Annotated in this window: 18 protein-coding genes and 1 pseudogene; 3 read left to right on the top strand and 16 right to left on the bottom strand. The window is 65.0% G+C overall.

Annotated elements, in window-relative coordinates:
- The first annotated feature begins 1 nt into the window (after position 1).
- Entirely contained in the window at positions 2–1,339 is a 1,338-nt protein-coding gene (locus tag RHODMAR_RS07295; RefSeq protein ID WP_008712956.1) for a M1 family metallopeptidase, read from the top strand.
- Positions 1,340–1,431: 92 nt separating this feature from the next.
- Here the strand turns inward: RHODMAR_RS07295 and RHODMAR_RS07290 are convergent, their stop codons facing one another.
- From RHODMAR_RS07290 to RHODMAR_RS07230, 13 genes and pseudogenes are all read right to left on the bottom strand, one after another.
- The gene (locus RHODMAR_RS07290) at positions 1,432–2,052 is read right to left on the bottom strand and encodes a hypothetical protein (protein WP_008712954.1); all 621 of its coding nucleotides are present in this window, start codon (positions 2,050–2,052) and stop codon (positions 1,432–1,434) included.
- 67 nt (positions 2,053–2,119) lie between these two features.
- Complete coding sequence (locus tag RHODMAR_RS07285) at positions 2,120–2,677, bottom strand: hypothetical protein (RefSeq protein WP_008712952.1); 558 nt, start codon at positions 2,675–2,677, stop codon at positions 2,120–2,122.
- 162 nt (positions 2,678–2,839) lie between these two features.
- The gene (locus RHODMAR_RS07280) at positions 2,840–4,084 is read right to left on the bottom strand and encodes an MFS transporter (RefSeq protein ID WP_008712949.1); all 1,245 of its coding nucleotides are present in this window, start codon (positions 4,082–4,084) and stop codon (positions 2,840–2,842) included.
- Entirely contained in the window at positions 4,081–4,737 is a 657-nt protein-coding gene (locus tag RHODMAR_RS07275) for a GntR family transcriptional regulator (protein WP_008712947.1), read from the bottom strand. The genes RHODMAR_RS07280 and RHODMAR_RS07275 overlap by 4 nt, the downstream gene beginning before the upstream one ends.
- Before the next feature lie 169 nt (positions 4,738–4,906).
- Positions 4,907–5,104 carry a hypothetical protein gene (locus tag RHODMAR_RS07270; RefSeq protein WP_008712946.1) on the bottom strand — a complete coding sequence of 66 codons (198 nt, stop codon included), beginning with the start codon at positions 5,102–5,104 and terminating at the stop codon, positions 4,907–4,909.
- Between the two features lie 127 nt (positions 5,105–5,231).
- Positions 5,232–5,642 carry a DUF2752 domain-containing protein gene (locus RHODMAR_RS07265; protein WP_008712944.1) on the bottom strand — a complete coding sequence of 137 codons (411 nt, stop codon included), beginning with the start codon at positions 5,640–5,642 and terminating at the stop codon, positions 5,232–5,234.
- A gap of 20 nt (positions 5,643–5,662) precedes the next feature.
- Positions 5,663–6,010 (bottom strand): plastocyanin/azurin family copper-binding protein, encoded by a 348-nt coding sequence (locus RHODMAR_RS07260; protein ID WP_042938347.1) that lies wholly within the window; start codon positions 6,008–6,010, stop codon positions 5,663–5,665.
- A gap of 23 nt (positions 6,011–6,033) precedes the next feature.
- A complete protein-coding gene (locus RHODMAR_RS07255) occupies positions 6,034–7,008 on the bottom strand; it encodes a HEAT repeat domain-containing protein (protein ID WP_008712940.1) in 975 nt (324 codons plus the stop codon).
- Between the two features lie 9 nt (positions 7,009–7,017).
- On the bottom strand, positions 7,018–7,644 hold the full coding sequence (locus RHODMAR_RS07250) for a HEAT repeat domain-containing protein (protein WP_051047852.1): 627 nt from the start codon (positions 7,642–7,644) through the stop codon (positions 7,018–7,020).
- Between the two features lie 185 nt (positions 7,645–7,829).
- Positions 7,830–9,887, bottom strand: coding sequence for an FUSC family protein (locus RHODMAR_RS07245; RefSeq protein WP_042938323.1), 2,058 nt, complete (start codon positions 9,885–9,887; stop codon positions 7,830–7,832).
- 14 nt (positions 9,888–9,901) lie between these two features.
- Positions 9,902–11,202: pseudogene (locus RHODMAR_RS07240) on the bottom strand (GAF domain-containing protein).
- A gap of 59 nt (positions 11,203–11,261) precedes the next feature.
- Complete coding sequence (locus tag RHODMAR_RS07235) at positions 11,262–12,029, bottom strand: acetoin reductase (protein WP_008712932.1); 768 nt, start codon at positions 12,027–12,029, stop codon at positions 11,262–11,264.
- Positions 12,026–13,084 carry a 2,3-butanediol dehydrogenase gene (locus RHODMAR_RS07230; RefSeq protein WP_008712930.1) on the bottom strand — a complete coding sequence of 353 codons (1,059 nt, stop codon included), beginning with the start codon at positions 13,082–13,084 and terminating at the stop codon, positions 12,026–12,028. The genes RHODMAR_RS07235 and RHODMAR_RS07230 overlap by 4 nt, the downstream gene beginning before the upstream one ends.
- Before the next feature lie 178 nt (positions 13,085–13,262).
- Between RHODMAR_RS07230 and RHODMAR_RS07225 the strand changes: the two genes are divergently transcribed.
- Positions 13,263–14,378, top strand: coding sequence for a hypothetical protein (locus RHODMAR_RS07225; protein WP_008712927.1), 1,116 nt, complete (start codon positions 13,263–13,265; stop codon positions 14,376–14,378).
- A 115-nt stretch (positions 14,379–14,493) separates the two neighbouring features.
- Complete coding sequence (locus RHODMAR_RS07220; RefSeq protein WP_008712925.1) at positions 14,494–16,335, top strand: flavin-containing monooxygenase; 1,842 nt, start codon at positions 14,494–14,496, stop codon at positions 16,333–16,335.
- Positions 16,336–16,393: 58 nt separating this feature from the next.
- Here RHODMAR_RS07220 and RHODMAR_RS28635 read toward each other — a convergent pair whose 3' ends face one another.
- The 3 genes from RHODMAR_RS28635 to RHODMAR_RS07210 all read right to left on the bottom strand — a co-directional run bounded on the left by RHODMAR_RS28635 (position 16,394) and on the right by RHODMAR_RS07210 (position 19,323).
- The gene (locus RHODMAR_RS28635; RefSeq protein WP_008712923.1) at positions 16,394–16,699 is read right to left on the bottom strand and encodes a hypothetical protein; all 306 of its coding nucleotides are present in this window, start codon (positions 16,697–16,699) and stop codon (positions 16,394–16,396) included.
- Positions 16,636–17,757, bottom strand: coding sequence for an NAD(P)/FAD-dependent oxidoreductase (locus RHODMAR_RS07215; RefSeq protein WP_198289411.1), 1,122 nt, complete (start codon positions 17,755–17,757; stop codon positions 16,636–16,638). The genes RHODMAR_RS28635 and RHODMAR_RS07215 overlap by 64 nt, the downstream gene beginning before the upstream one ends.
- Before the next feature lie 90 nt (positions 17,758–17,847).
- Complete coding sequence (locus tag RHODMAR_RS07210) at positions 17,848–19,323, bottom strand: carboxylesterase/lipase family protein (RefSeq protein WP_008712919.1); 1,476 nt, start codon at positions 19,321–19,323, stop codon at positions 17,848–17,850.
- Positions 19,324–19,331 lie beyond the last annotated feature (8 nt).

The following is a 19,331-nucleotide window of genomic DNA, read 5'->3' as shown; positions in this document are numbered from 1 at the left end:
CGTGCCAGACAAGCTCGTGGAACCGGTGTTCGACGTCGAATCCAGTGACAATCCGATCGATACGTACCTTCCACAGAACGGCAACCGCGGCTATCGCGTCTCGCGCTACGAACTCGACCTCGAGTACAAGGTCGAGAGCAACCGGCTGGCCGGCAAAGCGAAGATCACCGCCGTCACCACGGCCACGGTGTCGAAGTTCGAGTTCGATCTCGGTCCCGCGATGAACGTGACGAAGGTATCGGTCAACGGTTCACGCTCGGTGAAGTTCAGCCAACAGCGAGGCAAGCTGAAGATCACTCCCGCCAAGCCCATCGCGTCGGGTGCGGCCCTGGTGGTGGCGGTGACATACAACGGAACTCCCGAGCCCATCGACGGACTCTGGGGTGAGGTCGGCTGGGAAGAGCTCACCGAGGGATCGATCGTCGCGAGTCAACCGAACGGTGCCGCATCGTGGTTCCCGTGCGACGACCATCCGGTGTCCAAAGCCAGCTACGGCATCACCATCACCACCGATTCGCCGTACTACGCAGTGGCCAACGGAACGTTGGTACGTAAGCAGACTCGCTCCAGCCGCACCACCTGGGTGTACGAGCAGCCCGAGCCGATGGCGACCTATCTCGCCACCATTCAGATCGGTCCGTACGAGCACCGCGTCGTCAGCACGGGGCCGGTGCCGATGAATGCGATCACCCCGCCGCGGTTGCGCGATCAGTTCGATCACGATTTCGGCCGTCAACCGCAGATGATGGATACGTTCGTGCGGCTCTTCGGCCCGTACCCTTTCGCGTCGTACACCGTGGTGGTCACCGACGACGATCTGGAGATTCCGGTCGAGGCGCAGGGGCTGTCGATCTTCGGAGCCAATCACTGTTCGGGTTCCCGGCACTACGAGCGCCTGGTCGCGCACGAGTTGGCACACCAGTGGTTCGGCAATTCGTTGACCCTCGGTAAATGGGCCGACATCTGGTTGCACGAAGGCTTCGCCTGCTACTCGGAGTGGATCTGGACCGAGAACTCCGGCGGCGCAACGGCTCACGACAAGGCCAAACGGGCGCACACCACGCAGCTCGACCTGGAGATGGACCTGCAACTCACCGACCCCGGGCCCGAGAACATCTTCGACGACCGCGTCTACAAGCGCGGGGCTCTGGCCCTGCACGCACTGCGACGGACCATCGGTGACGAGAGTTTCTTCGGGCTGATCCAGGAATGGACCTCCAAGTACCGCTACTCGACGGTGGCGACCGCCGACTTCACCGACCTCGCCTCCCGTTTCGGTTGCCCCCGAAGCTTTTGGGACGCATGGCTGGTGGACAAGCAATTGCCGTCGTTGCCGTAGCCCCGCACCGCTGATCGGCTCCTCGGTTTCGGATATCGGCCTGCAATCGGAGGCCTGGATCCAAGTCCGGGGAGCCGATCGCCGTCGGAGCCTCAGCGATACCCGAGCGAGACGATCAGGCCGACCACGGCGTAGGCGTACATCGCCGCCGTCGCCAGTGTCTGACGCCAGAAGCCCGTCGGGAACGAGGCCGCCCAACGACCTTTGCCGTCCAGTCGCAGATCGCAGGGGAAATCGCTGATAGCCATGGCGAACGTCGGCTGTTTCGAGTGCGCGAGCACTACACCGGTGGTGAACGGTAGACCGCGAACGAACAGGTGACCGCGCGCTTCCCCGGCCCGGTACCTCACCGCGGACTCTGTCACAACGCCTGTGTACCAACGCCGTTGGACAGTCCATCCGGTGGCGTGTGCGAGGCGTAGGTTGCTCTCGCCGCGTAGCGCGGTGTCGACGCTCTCGATGTCGGCGATCATTCCCCAGCGCAGCAACGACACCCACTTCATGACCGTCCCGACGCGGAGCACCAGAGCCCCCAGTAGGACGACAGCAAAGACGTACGGCACCAGGGCGGAATGGCTCGACCAACATGCGGCCGGCACGATCACCGCGAGAAGAAACCAACAGGCTTCGCGCCGATTCCATACGGTTGCACCGGCAAGCGCCACCGTCGGAGGTACCCGATGCGGCGGGTCAGTGCGCGCGGACTGCAGCATGATGCCGCTGATCCTAGAGCCGAACCGATCCGATCGCAGCGGTCTACTCGGGTCGGACCGTCATGGATCACGGCGAGGGGGTGACCTCCGGGGGAAGCGGCCGCGCCGTCTCGGTCAACTCTCCTGGTTCGTACACGTCGAACGGTGCGTCGAAAGCAACAGATCCAGCGCGTTCGAACTCGAAGGTCACGGGAATCAAGGTTCCCGGCGCGAGTTCTCCATCGGCCAACTCGAGCGCCACGGTGAACGGCCGGTCGGCTCCGTCGTCTCCGCTGTCCAGGTTCTCGACTGCCTGACCGGCCGCGATGGATGTCGAGGGCTCGATGACGAGCTGTTCCGCGGTGGCGTCGATCGTCACCGAAGACGCAGCAGGAGAGGATATTTCGAGTAGTCGGTCGGTGCCGGTCGCGGCGACGTTCACAGCCGTGAATGCCAGCGTCGCGTTGCCGTACGCCGAGGCCGAACTGTTGGGCGTCGCACCGGTCAGCTCGGCCTGCACCACGACGTTCTGCAACTCGATGTTGCCGACTTCGTCCGCTGCGCCGGAGTCCTGCGTAGTGGCCGGGTCGTTCGAGCAGCCGACGAGAGCGCCGACCGTCGCAAGAGCCGCAAATGCTGTCTTCATCGAATCTGAGCCGACGAGGCGACGCCGACCAGCGGGAGCACGTCCGTTCGTAGTCATGCACTGAGGGCTACCCAGAGCTTCGTCGAACCAAACGGCGTGGCACCTACCCCTACCGTCGTGCGCCTTTTGCGCCCCTCTGGGGGTGCAAAAGGCGCACGACCCCTAGGGCAGGTGAGCCGACGTCTTCGACCGGACCACGAGCCCACAGACTGCGGCCACCACTGCTCCGACACCGAAGATGATCGGATAGGTGACCACGCCGGGCCACGTCTCGGTCAGCGCCGACAGCACAGCCGGCACCGCGAAGCCGAGATACGTCAGCGAGTAGAACACCGCGGTGAGTCCGGCCAGGTCGTCTGGACCCGCAATGCGTTGCACCTCTTGCAAACCCGACACCAGTGCCATTCCGTAACCACACCCGAGAACGGCCGCCGCAATCAGGGCTGCGGCAATGGTCAACACCGACGCCGCCCATGCCGCGACACCCATGCCGAGCACCAGGAGGGTCAGCGCGACCAGTGCGCCTCGCGCGTTGGCGGGAGTGTCGATCCGACGCCCCACGGCCTGGATCGCGAAGCCGGAGCCGAGAGCGATCACCGCCATCGCGGCAGAAAGCGCAACGGGGTAGCCGCCCCCTGGCTCGTCGGCGAGAGCATCTGCCATCAGTGACGGCAACACTGCATAGGCGACGCTGGCGGCACCGAAGACCCACGGCGCCAACGGCAACACGACGAACAGGAATCGCCGATGCGATGCGGACGGAATCCTCAGGTCGTCGAGCAGCCGCTTGCTCTCCGTTGCAGCAGTGCGGGTTTCGGGCACCGAAAGCATGCCGACACTGGCGACGATGCAGATGAGTACGTGCACGCTGTAGGCGAGGTGCGTCGGCCAGGGTGCCCATTGTGCGAGTACACCCGCCACTCCGGCACCGAGGGCAAATCCCGCAGTCAGTGACATCGCAGCTCGACGAGCTCCGGCACCCGGCTTGGCAGTGGCGTCGCGGCTCGAAAGCTCTTTGACCCAGCTTCCGCCGACGGCCATACCGATACCGAGTGCGATACCGCTGAGCACCCGGCCGCCGAAGAGTAGATAGGCGTTGTCGGGTCCGAGAGCGATCAGGATCGACCCCGCCGCGGCAATTGCGGGGGCGGGCAACATGATCGGGCGTCGGCCGAGCCGATCGGAGAGCGGCCCGCAGATCAGCATCGCCGGAATGATGCCCAGGACGTACGCGAACAGGAACGTATCGACCACCACGGCCGAGAAGCCGTGATCGAGTCGGTACATCACCAGCAGCGGCGTGAACTCGTTACCGCCCCAGGCCACGGCGAACATGCCCGACGCCACCAGCAGCCAGCGTCGCGCTGTCGTCTCGACATCTCGATCGTTGGTCATCGTCTCGCTCATCGTGTTTCCCCTTTGCCAGAACGCAATCCGTGCACACCGATCATGTGTTGCTCGACGTCCCGCTCGAATCCGTCTGCATCTCCCGATTCGATCAGGTCTGCGAGGCGGCGATGATCGTCGACGATGCGTGAGATCTGGCCCGGATCACGCGTGACCGAGGCTGCCGTCATCCGGCGCTGACGCTCACGAAGTCCGTCGTAGAACGCGTCGAGCAAGGGGTTGCCACCGGCGCGCACGACGATGCGATGAAAGTCGGCGTCGGCGGCACTGAACTGTGCGGCGGTGCCGTCGACCGCCAATGTCTCCTGCAGCTGCAGGTTCTCGCGCAGTTCTTGCACGACCGTATTGCGAGCCCCCTCGTCCGAGATGAACGCGCGGACGCTGCCTGCCTCGACGAGCCGACGCGCGTCGACGACACTCTCCGCCTCGCCCACCGCGATCGGCACCACCAGGGCCCCGCGTTTGGGATACAGCCGCATCCAACCCTCGACCTGCAGACGCAGAAACGCCTCGCGTACTGGAGTGCGACTGATCTCGAGGCGAGACGCGATCTCGCCCTCACTGACGAGCTCACCGCCGGGCAGATCACCCGAGACAATGAGCTCCTTGACCGTCACATACGCCGTATCGGCGGCAGATTTCGTCTCGGACACAACATAGATACTAGATGCACCTAAAGTGTGCACCAATTTCAGCCCATCAGGAAGTCCACTCGACGTGACATTGACCCCCGAACTGCGCCTCTGGGTCGTTCCACAGGCTCCACTCCGGTCCACTGAACGTCACATTGACTACCCGAGGCGGCCGAAGGGGCGAACGAAGTCAGGGCACCCAGTGTCGTGCTGCGATGTCGTCGATCACCGGATCGCCGTCCTGCGCCGCGTCGAGAGCTTCGAGGTCGTCGTGCAAAGCGTTCAGGCGCGGGTCGTCTCCCTCTGCCTGTTCGGCGGCGGTCCCACCGTCGTCGGCGATTTGCGCGAGCAGCTTCGCCCGCACCCGGTCCCTCAGGGAGTCGCTCATTCGTCGTCACCTTTCTTGAACACGCGGCGGGCCGTGGGGATGAGCGCGATGAGAACGCCCAGCAGCACGATGATCGAGAAGATTTCCAGTAACACTGCCACTCCTAGGGATCTCGGCTCGGGGGATGTCAGGTCGGGGCGATCGCGGTGCCCCACGGGGTGTTGCGCACCACGGTGAAGACGGTCAGGGCAGCGATCAGGGCGATGGTCGTCGGACGGTTGATGCGCGGCAGCGAAAGCAATCGGCCGGTCCAGCGCGCTCGAAGCCACAGCGCCCACACCGCGACCGCAACGACGGCGAGACCTACGGCAAAAATATTGCTCGACGCGGCCGCCGCGAGGTCACCGCGAGTGAGGTCACCGAGAGCCCGGGTGGCACCGCATCCCGGGCACCACAGTCCGGTGAGGGCGTGGAACGGGCACGGAAGGTATGTCGAGGTACGGGGATCACGAACGTGCAGCATCACGGCTCCGCCGACCGCTGCAGCAGCAGCACCGAGGGGTGCGGCAATGCTGCGTCCTCGGGTCGGTGCCGTCATACCCGTGAGCCTAGAAGCTTTTACGGCTCGACGACGATCGTTGCGGTCATGTCCGGGTGCGGGGTGCAGTGATAGGTGAAGGTGCCCGCGGTGTCGAAGGTGTGGGTGAACTGCCCCGTCGGCATCACCTGGCTGCGGAACGAGTTGTCGTCGGCGACCACGTTGTGGGCCATGCCTCGGTCGGCGAACACCCAGGTGACGGTGTCCCCCACCGAGATCGTCAACATCTTCGGCGAATACATCCGGTCGGCGACGGTGACCTGATTAGCGGCGACGGGTTCGGCGGGTGCGGCCGGGGTGGTAGCTGTGGAGCAGGCAGTCAGGGTGAGTGTGATGAGCAGAGCCGCGAGCAGTCCGAATGCCTTCATACCTCCGACGGTACCCACATCGCTCAGTCCCTCCGACCGAGGATGTAGTCGGCCGTCACTGCAATCGACCGGTCTGCATCGTGGGTCAGTTCCTGCAGAGCCTGCACTGCCGCCGGCCCCGGGATGCTCGCCAACGCCTGCGTCACTCGTAGTCGCACAGCCGAGTCGTCGGCTTCGTTCATCAACGCGGCAACTGTCGACGCGTCGGATCCCAGCATTCCGAGTGCATCTGCGGCATCCACATCGTTGGTTCCGTCGTGCACCATCTCGATGAGCGTCGGGATGGCATCGGCCTTCCCTCGGGCCGCCAGTTCCAGCGCAGCGACACGCCTGACCTGCTGATCGTCGTGGATCAGCGCCTCCCGCAGTACTTCGGTGGCGTCGGGGTGCGAAATCTCGACGACGGTGTCGACGGCGCGGCGGCGGACCTCGGGGTCCGGTGAGTTCAGGCCCTGCCGCAGCGGAGCAATCGCGTCGCCGCCCGTCTGGGCGAGGGCCCACCGTAGTGCGCCGGCCACGTTGGTGGCCGGCTCACTGAGCACTGCCTCGGCGAGGGCATCCGCGGGGATCGACCGATCTCCCACGGACGACAGCGCCGCAGACTGCCGCTTTCCGGCACTCACCGACCCCAGATCGCCGAGCATCGCGACGGTGCCGAGTACGTCCTCCCAGTCCTCGGGTCGGACACCGCTGATACGACGCAACCGCACAAGCAACTCGGTATCTCGCGCGATGCGCTCTTCGGCACGGGTCGCGAGCTCGTCCACGAGTCCCGAGGCCGCGAAACTCGGATCGTCGAGCGCCCGCCCCACATCGTGCAACGAAAGCCCGAGTGAGCGCAGGGACTCGACGTGGAACAGGCGTCGCACATCGACCGGGGAGTACTCGCGGTATCCGGTGCTGCTGCGGGAAGTCGGCTGCACCAGCCCGATCCTGTCGTAGTGCCGCAGCATCCGCGCACTGACTCCGGACCTGCGCGCTACGTCACCGATCAACATCCGACCATCTCACCCCGCGGAGCCCTCGACACCAAGCGCATCTACACGTTTGGCCTCGGAAATTGCGAACCCCGCATCCGGGTCGAGCAGCATCGCCTCGGTGGCCTGTGCGTGCGCGCGAACACGATCATTCTTGCTCGACGCGGCCTCGCGCGTCAGAGGCTCGATCACCGATCCGAGCGTCACCAGCGCTCGGCTCAGGCTGCGCTGGATCTCCCGTTCGCCTCGCCCGAGTTGGGTCGCCAGCATCCGAGCCAGCTGCCCTTCGCTACCCGCCGGAACCAGAACCACCGCGGCCCGCCACGCGCTGCGCGCCACCTCGTCGTCGCTGTCGGAGATCAACTGTTCGGTGATCGCCGGCCACGCCGCCTGATCCTTGACCTTGGACAACGTATGCAGCGCCTGGCTGCGTGCCTGCGCGCCACCGGATCGCACCTGATCGATCAGTCGTGGAACCGTCAGCGACGTGGGCAGCCGAGTCAGCGCCCACGTCAACATCTCACGCACCTGAAAGTCCGGTTCGACGGCGCACCGCTGCAGCAGTGCGCCGAGAAGCCGTGGATCCGGCGTCGTTCCGATATCGAGCGCGGCCCGCAACCGAGCCGACGGATTGCTGTGTTCGAGTGCGGCGTTCATACGGTTCAGCCAAGACCTTGTCACTGTGTGAGGGTCAAGCTTCTTCACAACTTCGTGGCCGCATCTGGCAAACGCGCGCGCGTCTGTCAGATGCGTGCAGAATTGCCGGCGATCGAAGACAAATCCGCGAGCATCTGGCGAATGCGCGCGCGTTTGCCGGGGCCGAGATCAGCGGCAGCTCCAGGTCAAGCCCTACTCAATACATCGGCGAGGGTGCGATTCATCGTGTTCAGTGCGCGCACCGCACCCCGTAGCGGACCGGGCGCATTGGTCGAGGTCAGCAGCACGTCCAATACCGTTGTCTCGGTGACTTTTTCCGGCGGCTCGACGTACCTTCCGGCAACGGCCGCCTCCACGTCGCGTGCGGTCTCGCGAACCAGTGCCGCCGCGTCGCGCAGAGCCAGCGCGGTAGCGACCGAGGGAGCCGTCTGTGCATCGGCGCGGGAGGCCAGTACGCCGGCTCGGGCCAGCGCGTGTGCGGACCGGCCGCTGACCGCCAACACTCGCAGCAGTCGTTTCGCGCCTCGCCTGCTGCGGGTGGTCGGCCCGAGCACCAGCGGCTTCCCGGCCGTGACGACCTCCTTCAACGCGTTGTCGAGCGCGCGTGTCGACGCCACCAGGTCGGTCTCGCTTCCCGGCGCGATGACCGCTTCGACGCTGGTGCCGATCAGCGCATCCAACTGTTCGAGGTACGTGTCGACCTTGTCCACCAAAGTTTTTCGAGTACCCGTCGAGTAGATGAAGTAGGCCGAGACGATGCCGACGACACCGCCGACGACGGTCTCGGTGATACGAAGCTCGAGTACCGCGATGCTGAACGTGCCCAACAGCCCGTAGAGCATCGCGAGCAGAATGGTCACGAAGAACGACAGCAGCGCATACGCCACCGTCACCAGGTAGAACGCGAAGAAGACGCAGACGACGATCAAGACCAACTGAAGGGGTTGATTGCTGCCCACCAATGCTGCAATCACCACTCCGGCGAGAACACCTGCGATGGTGCCGAGGACGCGTTGGCCTGCGCGCGTGAGGATTTCACCCCGGGTCGACGCTCCCGTGAACACCAGAAATGCCGTCAGCACCGCCCAGTACCAGCGGTCCGGCGAGACCAGTTCACCCAGCACCGTCGCCGCACTGGTGGCGACGGCGACCTGGATGGCAGCCTTGGTGCTGGGGTTCAGTCCACTCGGCTCGTCCTTGGTCGCAGGCTCAGGCGCAGACGCCCGAGGGCCGGCCGCAACCGAGACCGCATTGGTGGTGATGTGATGAATGGCGATGTGAGCCTGGACGGCTCGCTGCGCAGAGACCGTTGCGATTCCCGCCGGGGTGGACGGGTCGGCCCGCTCGGCCGCCGTCGTCGCCAGGCGCCGGGCTGCCCGCAGCTGTTCCGCGGACGGTGTGTTCTGCAGGACGGATCCGAGGGCCGTCGTCGCCTGCCCCAGTGCCGTCGGCCAGGGCTTGGCCGGATCCAGAGCCCACAGTGAGCTGACGAGCTGTTCGGTCGCGATCTGGGCGTCGAACACGCGGAGTGACAGGTCGGTACTGGTGACGCTGAGCAGCTGCCCGGCATCGTGTCGGTCGAGCCAGTCGTCGATCATCAATGCGGTGTTACCGAGCCGGTCGAGTCTGCGGCGCAACAGGTTCAGGTCGCGATCCTCTCGCCCCGACGCCACCTCGAGCACCGACACCGACACCGCCCGCATGGCGAACAGCAGCCGACGGACTTCCACGATGGGCCGATCCGGAAAGATGACTGCTCGTACGAACAATGCGATCGCCAAACCGCCCAGGATCGCCGCGATGAGCATCGGCAGCTGACCCGGAGTCGCACGCAGAAACAGCGCGAAGAAGTACGAGATGAACGCGACCATTCCCAGCGCAGTGCCGCGGGGGCCGAATCTGCGCACCCATACAGCCGCGAACAGCACCGCGATGAATCCCATGTCGGCCACCTTGCCGAGTGTGGAGAGCAACGCCGCCAATGTCACTGCCGCCGAGGCCGGCAGCGCCATCAGGACGGTGGTGATCAACCTGGCGTGCTGATCCTTGTCCTTCACCGCCGCCGATGCCTGCATCGCCACCACGGTGCCGAGCATCGCGACCGTGACCGGCTGACCGATAGCGCGCGTGATCAGCAACAGAACCACCATCGCCAGCAACACCGTCAGAGTCGTCGCCGACGCGCCGCGCAGCCGTACCTGCCCCGGATCCGAGGCGTCGAGAATGCGGGCGAGGCGGTTCATTCCCCGATTCTGCGCTACGAGGCGGTCTCTCGTGCTGCGCGGATGGCCGGTGCCGACGAATGCGGCAGCAATCGACTCATGTCCGACGGCATGAGCAACTCGACCGTCGCCGACTCGTCCAGTCGGTACGGCTGGGTGGAGATGATCCCGGCGAGGTGCTTGCGCAGCCGCGACATCTCGGCCCGCACCGTGATGGCGCGGCCGTCGTCACCGAACAGATCGGCAGCCATCTGGGCGGCGGTGCGCCCCTGCCGATTCGTGGCGAGCAGGTACAGAATCTCCGCGTGCCGGGGTGTCGGCTCGTGAGTCCACTCCCCCACTTCGCTTCGCACCTCGATGCGCGGGTCTGCGACTGCCGAAGGTCGATACTGATTCTGGTGGATCCCACGTCGGAGACGCCGGGGTCTGCGGTAGTGGTGGGCCGGACTAGCCACCCACCGGGTAGCGGCTCGAAGTCGCAGACGCCGAGGGTCGGCAACCAGAAACGCCCCGTCGCAAGATCCTCGGGCAACAGAATGCGATTGCGCAGCGCCACCGATTCGACGGCCGCGACCCATCCGTTCGCGTCGACCGCCAGTGCCGGCGACTGCAGCCGAGCGAGCATCGGTGCGGCCACCGAACGCAGTCGATCGAGAGTGCCTCGGTGCAGTTCGCGCAGTTGAGATTCCGCCAACCTCGCCACTGCGTCGACCAATGCGATGGTGGTGGGGTGCACTGTCTTCGCCGGACCGCTCACATCGATGGCCCCGAGTACCCGACCGGTCCGCGGGTCGCGAATGGGTGCACCGGCGCAGGTCCACGAATGATGGCTGCGCACATAGTGTTCGGCCGAGAAGATCTGCACCGCGCGCCGCGAGACCAGCGCCGTGCCGATGGCGTTGGTGCCGACGGAGTCCTCGGCCCAGTTCGCGCCCTCCACGAAGCCGAGGTCGTCGGCACGATCGAGCACCGCGGTCGATCCACTGCGCCACAACACTCGGCCGTGCCGGTCGGCGACGACGAGAATGTTGTCGCCGTCCTGCACCACCGATTCCAGGCCGCGGGCCAGATCGTCCAGGATGTCGAACAATCCCGATTCCCGACGGCTCAGCTCCAGGTCGGAGATGTCCATCTGCGTCTCGCCGGGGTTACCCAGTTCGTGGTCGATGCCCAAGGTCTGCAACCGTCGCCACGAGTCACCGATGACCTCGCGGGGACGGGCAGGCGACTTGCCACCGGTCATGGTCGCGTCGTACACGGCCGTGAGAATCTGCGCGTAGCGGCGCGGGTCTTCACCGGCCGCCAGCGCAGGTTCAGGGCCTGTCGACTGCGTCATTACAGTCAAGTGTGCTTCAGCTCACAAATCGATATCGACGGGGGTCCGATCGAACCAACTCAGCGATAGACCAAACCGCCGTCGATCAACGGTGCCTGGCCCGTCATGTAGTCCGAGTCGGGTCCGGCGAGATACGAGACGAAGGCCGCGACGTCCTCGGGCGTCTGCGCGCGACCGAGAGCGATGCCGCCGACGAACTTGTCGTAGGTCTCACCCTCCGCAGCACCGGTCAGCTCGGCGAAGCGCTTGTCGATGGTCACCCACATGTCGGTGCCGACGACGCCGGGGCAGTAGGCGTTGACCGTGATCCCCTCGGCGGCGTACTCCTTGGCCGCAGCCTGAGTCAGTGCCCGGACGGCGAATTTCGTTGCGCTGTAGACCCCGAGCATCGCGAACCCGTCGTGACCGGCGATCGAGGACGCGTTGATGATTTTGCCCTTCTGGCCGAGGGCCTTGAATTTCGCTGCGGCAGCCTGTATTCCCCACAGCACACCGTCGACGTTGACGGCCCAGATCTTCGCGACGTCCTCGGGCCGCACGTCGTCGAGCGGGGCGACCTGCGCAATTCCGGCATTGTTGACGATGACGTCGAAACCACCGAGCTTCTCGTGAGTATGCTCGACGGCCGCGAACACCTGATCACGATCACTGACGTCGGCCACGAATGTCGTTGCTTTCGAGCCACGTTCACGAACCTCCTCGGCCACGCCGGCGATCTTGTCCTCGTTCAGGTCGGCCAGGGCGATGTCGTGCCCGTCGGATGCCAACCGCAACGCGATGGCCCGGCCGATACCCTGACCGGCACCGGTCACCAACACCGCGCTCATGACGCTGCTCCGGTGGACGGGTCCACCAGGACCTTCATCTTGGTACCGGCGTGCAATGCCTCGAAACCATCGTCGATGACGCCGTCGAGGGTGATCTTGTCCACCCACCCGGCCGTGTCGTAGTGGCCCTGGCTCATCAGGTCGATCACGGCCTCGTAGTCGGCGGAGGTGTAGCACAGCGAGCCCTGAATTCGAGATTCGTTCATCACCAGCTTCTGCAGCGGTGTGGTCAAAGGCTTTTCGTAGATCGCGACGCTGACCAGAGGCTTGCGCGCTCCGATGCATCCGAGCGCAGCCTCGACGGCCGGTTGCACTCCGGCCGCGTCGTAGATGGCGTCGGCACCGTTGCCGTCGGTGAGATCGGCGATGTAGGCGGGGATGTCGAGGGCCGTCGGATCGAGAGTCTTCGCGCCGAGGGCTTCGATCGATGCTCGACGCGTCGGCGACGGTTCGACGACGTAGACGTTGTCGAGACCCTTGCCGCGCAGCGCGAACCACAGTCCGATCCCGATGGGGCCGGCCCCGAACACCATCGCGGTGTCCTCGGGCTTCGGATCTCCCAGTGTTGCAGCGTGATAGGCAACCGACATCGGTTCGACGAGCGCGCCGAGCTCGAGCGAGACGTTGTCCGGCAAGGCGTGGATCATGTCGGTGGGGACCACGGTGTATTCGGCCATTCCGCCGTCGGACATCAGTCCGTGGAAACCGATCTGTGCGCAGATGTTGTAGTTGCCGGCCCGGCACGGTCCGCAATGGCCGCAGCGGTAGAGCGGCTCGATGGCCACCCGGTCGCCGACCGCGATGCCGGTCACGCCGCTGCCGAGCTCGGTGACGGTTCCCGAGAACTCGTGCCCGAGGATCAGCGGCATCTCCTGGCCCGTGAGTGGGTGCGGCGAGGTGGGGATGAAGATGGGGCCCGCGTAGTACTCGTGCAGGTCGGTTCCGCAGATTCCGTTGAAGCCGATCTTGACCTTGACCTGGCCTGCACCGGGATTGGGCTCGGGAACGTCGGTGATCTCCACCTTGTTGGGGCCGTAGTAGACAGCTGCACGCATCGGTTCACTCCTGATCGATTGGATGCACACAGGTTTATGTGACCCGGAGCACAACCGCCAGGGTTGCAGCGCGTTGCACTGTGTCGGCATGGTTGCAACCTCCGGCAACCCTGACGGCCGGGTGTGATTCAGCTCATAGTGACGGCGTCACCTCGCCACTCATTCGAATCGAGCACCCATGACCGCAACCGCAGATCGCCCACTGAAGAAGCCGAAAGTCGCTGCACCCGACGGCAACTGGATTCTGGTCGGAGTCGCCAACCTCGTTGTCGTCGCTGTCATCTCACTGGCGACGTGGTATCTGCTGGCAGACCCCATCACCAGCCCGTGGAACTTCTATCCGCTGCCGTTCAACGCCGCCCTGTTCTGGGCAATTCTTTTCATCGTATTCATCGGATTCGATTGCGAATTCGCCAGATTCGACTCCCTGAAGCAACCGACTCGTGGCCTCGCCATCCTGGTCTCGACGGCAGTATTCGCTGTCGCAGTGACCTGGATACTCGGCAGCGGGCTCGGCGCGCTGTATCCGGATTTCGCCGGCTCTCGCGAGGGTGGACTCGGCTATTTCGCCGGAGCACTGTTCGTGCTGTTCGGCTTCGGCACCTGGGTGATGGTGGTTCTCAACTGGCAGCACTGGCCGTGGACGGTCCTGCGCATGAAGCAACCGCTGATCGGGATGTGCGAGATCGCGTTCGTCGCCGTTCCGACCCTCGCGCTGTACTTCGTGTTCGGGCTACCGTCGGTCTCGCTCTCGGCCACCGATCCACTGATGTCCGTCGACACCGTCCTGGGCTGGTTCTACTCCATAGTCGTCTCGGTAATACTCACCGGCCAGACACTCGACAACTGGCCGTGGAAGCTGGCCGGGGGCGGCGGGCGAACCGCTCTGGCTGCCACCGTCGGCAACGCAGTTCTCGGTACCGCGATCTACTTCCTGATGGTTCCACTGGCCAAGCTGCTCCTCGGGTCCGAAGCCACCGCAGAGCTCGGTAGCGTGATCAACCAGTTCCCCGCGCAGATCGGCGTCTGCTGGGCATTCTGGATGATTTTCTGGGCCAATGGTTTCGGCAACCGCTTCCCCGCAGCGGGGCGAGCGCTGCTGACCTTCGCTTTGGCCATCGGCACGTTTCTGGCCTACTACTTCGTCGTCGCGGAGCACACCCTGCACGAGCCCGTCGTTGCCGCCGGTATCTCCGGGAACGCACTGGGCTTCGTCGACTGGCTGGTGCTGTGGACGCTGATCTACGTCGTCGGCTTCCAGTCGTTGGGATTGAAGAAGCTCGCACCGGCCTGAGCCGAATCCGGCGCGGCTGCATTCACCGTGCAACCCACTGCAACTCTCGACCCCAGCACCCCAAGAGAGTGTGCTGGGTCACAGAACGAGCGCACTTTCATCGCAAGGAGTTGGTATGACCCAGACCATCGAGCCGACAACGATCACCCGCCCGAAAACCCCACAGGAGAGGGTCGACGCCTGGCTGGCGACATTCGAGGACGCGCTGGTCGCCCGAGACATTCCTCGCGCGGCCGGCATGTTCGCCGTCAGCAGTTTCTGGCGTGACCTCGTTACTTTCACCTGGAATCTCAAGACGGTCGAGGGTCGCGACGGCGTCGCCGACATGCTCGCCGAGCGCCTCGATGACACCGACCCGACGGGCTTTCACACCACCGAGGTTCCCGACGAGACCGACGGCGTCGTATCGGCGTGGATCGAGTTCGAGACCGCGATGAGCCGCGGCAAAGGACATCTCCGCCTGACCACGGACGCCGATACCGGCGACGATGTCGCGTGGACTCTGCTCACCACGATGCAAGAGCTCAAAGGCCACGAGGAGCGCCAGGGCAGCACTCGCATCAAGGGCGCAGTGCACGGCTCGAACGCCGATACCCAGAACTGGGCGGAGAAGAAGGAGATCGAGGAGTCCGAACTGGGCTACACCGTGCAGCCGTACGTCCTCGTCGTCGGCGGCGGTCAGGGCGGTATCGCGCTCGGGGCTCGGTTCCGGCAGCTGGGTGTGCCTGCGATCGTCGTCGACCGCGCCGAACGCCCCGGCGATCAGTGGCGCGGACGCTACAAGTCGCTGTGCCTGCACGACCCGGTCTGGTACGACCACCTCCCGTACCTGCCGTTCCCGCCGAACTGGCCGGTGTTCGCCCCGAAGGACAAGATCGGCGACTGGCTCGAGATGTACACCAAGGTCATGGAAGTTCCGTACTGGAGCAAGACCACCGCGAAGTCCGCTACGTACGACGAGACTGCGAAGGAGTGGACCGTCGTCGTCGATCGCGATGGTGAGGAAGTGATCCTGCGGCCCAAGCAGTTGGTGATGGCCACCGGAATGTCGGGCAAGAAAAACGTTCCGAACTTCCCCGGCATGGACGAATTCGAGGGCGAGCAGCACCATTCCAGCGAACACCCCGGCCCCGACGCCTATGTCGGCAAGCGCGTCGTGGTGGTCGGTTCCAACAACTCCGCGCACGACATCTGCAAGGCGCTGTACGAGACGGGTGTCGATGTGACGATGCTGCAGCGCTCGTCGACGCACATCGTCAAGTCCGATTCGCTGTGCGAGATCGCGTTGGGCGATCTGTACTCCGAGCGAGCCGTCGAATCCGGAATGACCACGGCCAAAGCCGATCTCACGTTCGCCTCACTGCCGTACCGGATCATGCACGAGTTCCAGATTCCGGTGTACCAGCAGATCGCGGAGCAGGACAAGGACTTCTATGATCGCCTCGAGAAGGCCGGCTTCCAACACGATTTCGGCGACGACGGATCCGGCCTGTTCATGAAGTATCTGCGGCGCGGCTCGGGCTACTACATCGACGTCGGTGCCTCGGAGCTGGTCGCGGACGGCAAGATCAAACTCGTTGCCGGGCAGGTGGACCGGATCAGCAAGACCGGCGTGGTGCTCGAGGACGGTACCGAGCTACCGGCCGACCTCATCGTCTACGCCACCGGCTACGGCTCGATGAACGGCTGGGTCGCCGACCTCATCGATCAGGAGACCGCCGACAAGGTCGGCAAGTGCTGGGGCCTCGGCTCGGACACCACCAAGGATCCCGGTCCCTGGGAAGGCGAACAGCGCAACATGTGGAAGCCGACTCAGCAGGAGAACTTCTGGTTCCACGGCGGCAATCTGCACCAGTCGCGCCACTATTCGCTGTACCTCGCGCTGCAGATCAAGGCGCGTTACGAGGGCATCGAGACCCCGGTCTACGGGCTGCAGGAAGTGCACCACCTTCGGTGACGCAATGGTGTGGTCGAGCGCCCTCTGAGGGGCTCGACCACACCGCTGGCGCAGGCACTCAGTCGTACACGCCCGTCGACTGAGCCTTCGAGATCAAGGCATCCTCGGACCTCACCTGGTCGAGGTTGACCACTCGCGTCGCGAGCACCGAGGAGTACAACCAATCGGTGGCCACCCGCACTCGGGCCGAGACGGTGGGCAGCGCGTACAGGTGATAGCCGCGGGCGACGAACTTCGCGACCGGTCCGGTCAGAGGGATCCCCAAAGGCTTTGCCACACCGTCGAATCCGCCGAGGTCAGCTACCAGACCCAGATCCTTGTGCTTGTACGGGCGTCCGTCTCCGACGCCGAGAGAGGCGGCCACTTGCGAGCCACCGCAATCCCCTGGCGCTGCGCGTGCTGCGCGGTCGGCGGCGTCGGCTTCGAGGGATCTGCGGCGAGATCGGGCACGGCGGCGGCGTCGCCTATCGCCCAGACGTCCGCAACCCCGGGAACCGTCATATCGGGATCGACGACGAGACGACCCTTCTCGGTCGGTAATTCGAGTTGCGCGATCAACGGACTCGGGGCTACACCGGCACCCCACACCAGCGTGCGGGCAGGCACCACATCGTCGTCGGTCAGCGTCACCGAGGTTGCGGTGGCCGACGCCACCGTCACGCCGAGACGCACTTCCACACCTCGCTCGGCGAGAACGTCCATCGCTTCCTTGCCCAGCTTCTCACCGAGCTCCGGCAGGACCGCGGGCGCGAGGTCGATCAGCAGCCAACGAATTTCACTCGGGTCGATACTCGCCCAGCGCGTGGCGATACCGCGGATCCAATTCTGCATCTGCGCAACGAATTCGGTGCCCGTGTATCCGGCACCGACCGCGACGACGGTCAGCCGCTCCTTACGCTCGGCGCGACCTGCCTCGGTATCGGGAAGCTCGTCTGCCGCGTCGAGTTGTGCGAGAACGTGGTTGCGGATGAACACGGCCTCACTGAGGGTCTTGAGTCCGTGTGCATGCTCAGCGACACCAGGTATGTCGAACTGACGGGTAACCGAACCGGGTGCGAGAATCAGCTTGTCCCAGGATAACTCGGTGTCACTCTCGGGCCCGGAGACCTTCAGGCGATGCTGCTCGAAGTCGACCGAGGTGACATGCCCCAGGGCGAGCTTGGTACGCCGGAGCGTCTGCCGGGTGGAGACCGCGATGTCCCGGGGATCGAGAACGCCGGTCGCCACCTCGGGTAGTAGCGGACTGTAGAGCAGGTAGTCGTTCGGCGCGACGAGCGTGAAGGATGCGCGCTCCGGTCCCAACAGCTTCTGCATCTTGCGCAGCGCGTAGAACCCACCGAAGCCTCCGCCGACCACCACCACTCTGGCAGGAGTCGCTGGTAGCGGGGCGGTTGTGCGGAAACTACGACCGAATTTGCGCATATCTCAACCCTAGCGCGCGACATGGAACCGTCGCTGCCGCTGTGGGGAACTCACCGAAGAAAACGGACCTCGCCGTCAACCGTTCACAGGTCAGCGCACCCCGTCCCACACCTCGCGGGTTGCCGGCCTCGGGTCGAAGGTGACGCCCGGTTCGTTGCCGAACATCATCACCGCACGGTCGGAGCCGTACGGGTCCCAGCCGGGAGAGCCGTCGCGCACGAAATCGACCCAGGAGCGGTGCATCTGGTCGGCGACCTGCTGGGGCGGATTGGCGCCCGTGATGCGTGCGGTCTCGGGCTTGTGCAGCATGTCGAACACGAACGGGATCTCCAGCGCGTGGCAGGCACCGAGAGCGCCGTCGAACAGCGAGGAGCGCCAAGTGAATTCGTAGACGAACGCGTTGCCGGAGCGGGCCTCGACCAATCGCGTGGCCGGGATGCGAAAGAACCAGTCGGTCATGACGGCGATCATCAGCTCGCCCGCCGAGGCGTCGGGCAGCTGTTCGCGGTACCGGTCCAGCGCCGAGGGATCGGCCCGGTACCCGGCGAGGACCATCTTCACGTAGTCCTCGGTGAGATGCGGGACGAGCCCGGCCGGAACGATGAAGAACGCATGCTCCTCGCTGGTGGTTCCGATCAATACGTCGACCTGCGCACTCGCGCCGTCACTGATGATCCGGGAAAACGGGAGCGCCGGAACGACATCACCGTCGATGTAGGGCTCGAACGCCATCACGTTCAGGGCCAGCTCACCCCATACGCCGGTCGGGGCTTCGGCAGTGATGCGATCGGACAGTTCGCGTTGCGCGTCGACCAACGCGTCCACCGACACCGACGCGAAACCGTCGACCGTCGCCTCGACGCCCAGCGAGGACGCCATCGCGGCGGAGACCTTCGCGGCGGTCTCGGCGGTGATGACGTGGTGCCCCGCTCCGCTCTCCAGAATCGCGCGCTGGAAGAGGCCCTCGGCACGGGGCATCGACATCAAGGTGCCGACGCTCATCGCCCCCGCGGACTCACCCGCGATGGTCACCTGGGCCGGGTCGCCGCCGTAGGCAGAGATGTGGTCACGTACCCATTCGAGAGCCGCGACCTGGTCGAGCATCCCGCGGTTGGCCGGGGCACCGTCGATCAGCGCAAAACCGTCGACTCCCAGCCGGTAGTTGATGACCACGGCCACGACACCGTCTCGTGCGAACGCGGAACCGTCGTAGGTGGCGATAGCGTTGCTGCCGTTGACGAATGCGCCGCCGTGGATCCAGACGAACACCGGTGCCGACCCGCCGACATCGGGAGTGAAGACGTTGACGTTCAAGCAGTCCTCACCGGGTACCACTGGCTCGCTGAGTATCTCGCTGGTCGGCGGCCGATAGCCCACCTTGGGAACGGTGGCCCCGAACTCGAGTGCGTCGCGCACTCCGTCCCAGGTGGGCGGCCGTGAGGGTGCTTGGAATCGACGGGTCCCGAACGGTGCGTCGGCATAGGGCACTCCGAGGAACGAAGTGACGCCTGCGTCGGTCCGACCGCGAACCTGGCCCTGAGGTGTATCGACGGTGATCGTGTCCATAACTCATT

Origin of the sequence: Rhodococcus sp. AW25M09 (assembly GCF_000333955.1) — a bacterium.
Lineage (GTDB): Bacteria > Actinomycetota > Actinomycetes > Mycobacteriales > Mycobacteriaceae > Rhodococcoides.
Note: the sequence above shows the minus strand (reverse complement) of the source record. Positions and strands in the feature narration are given on the sequence as shown.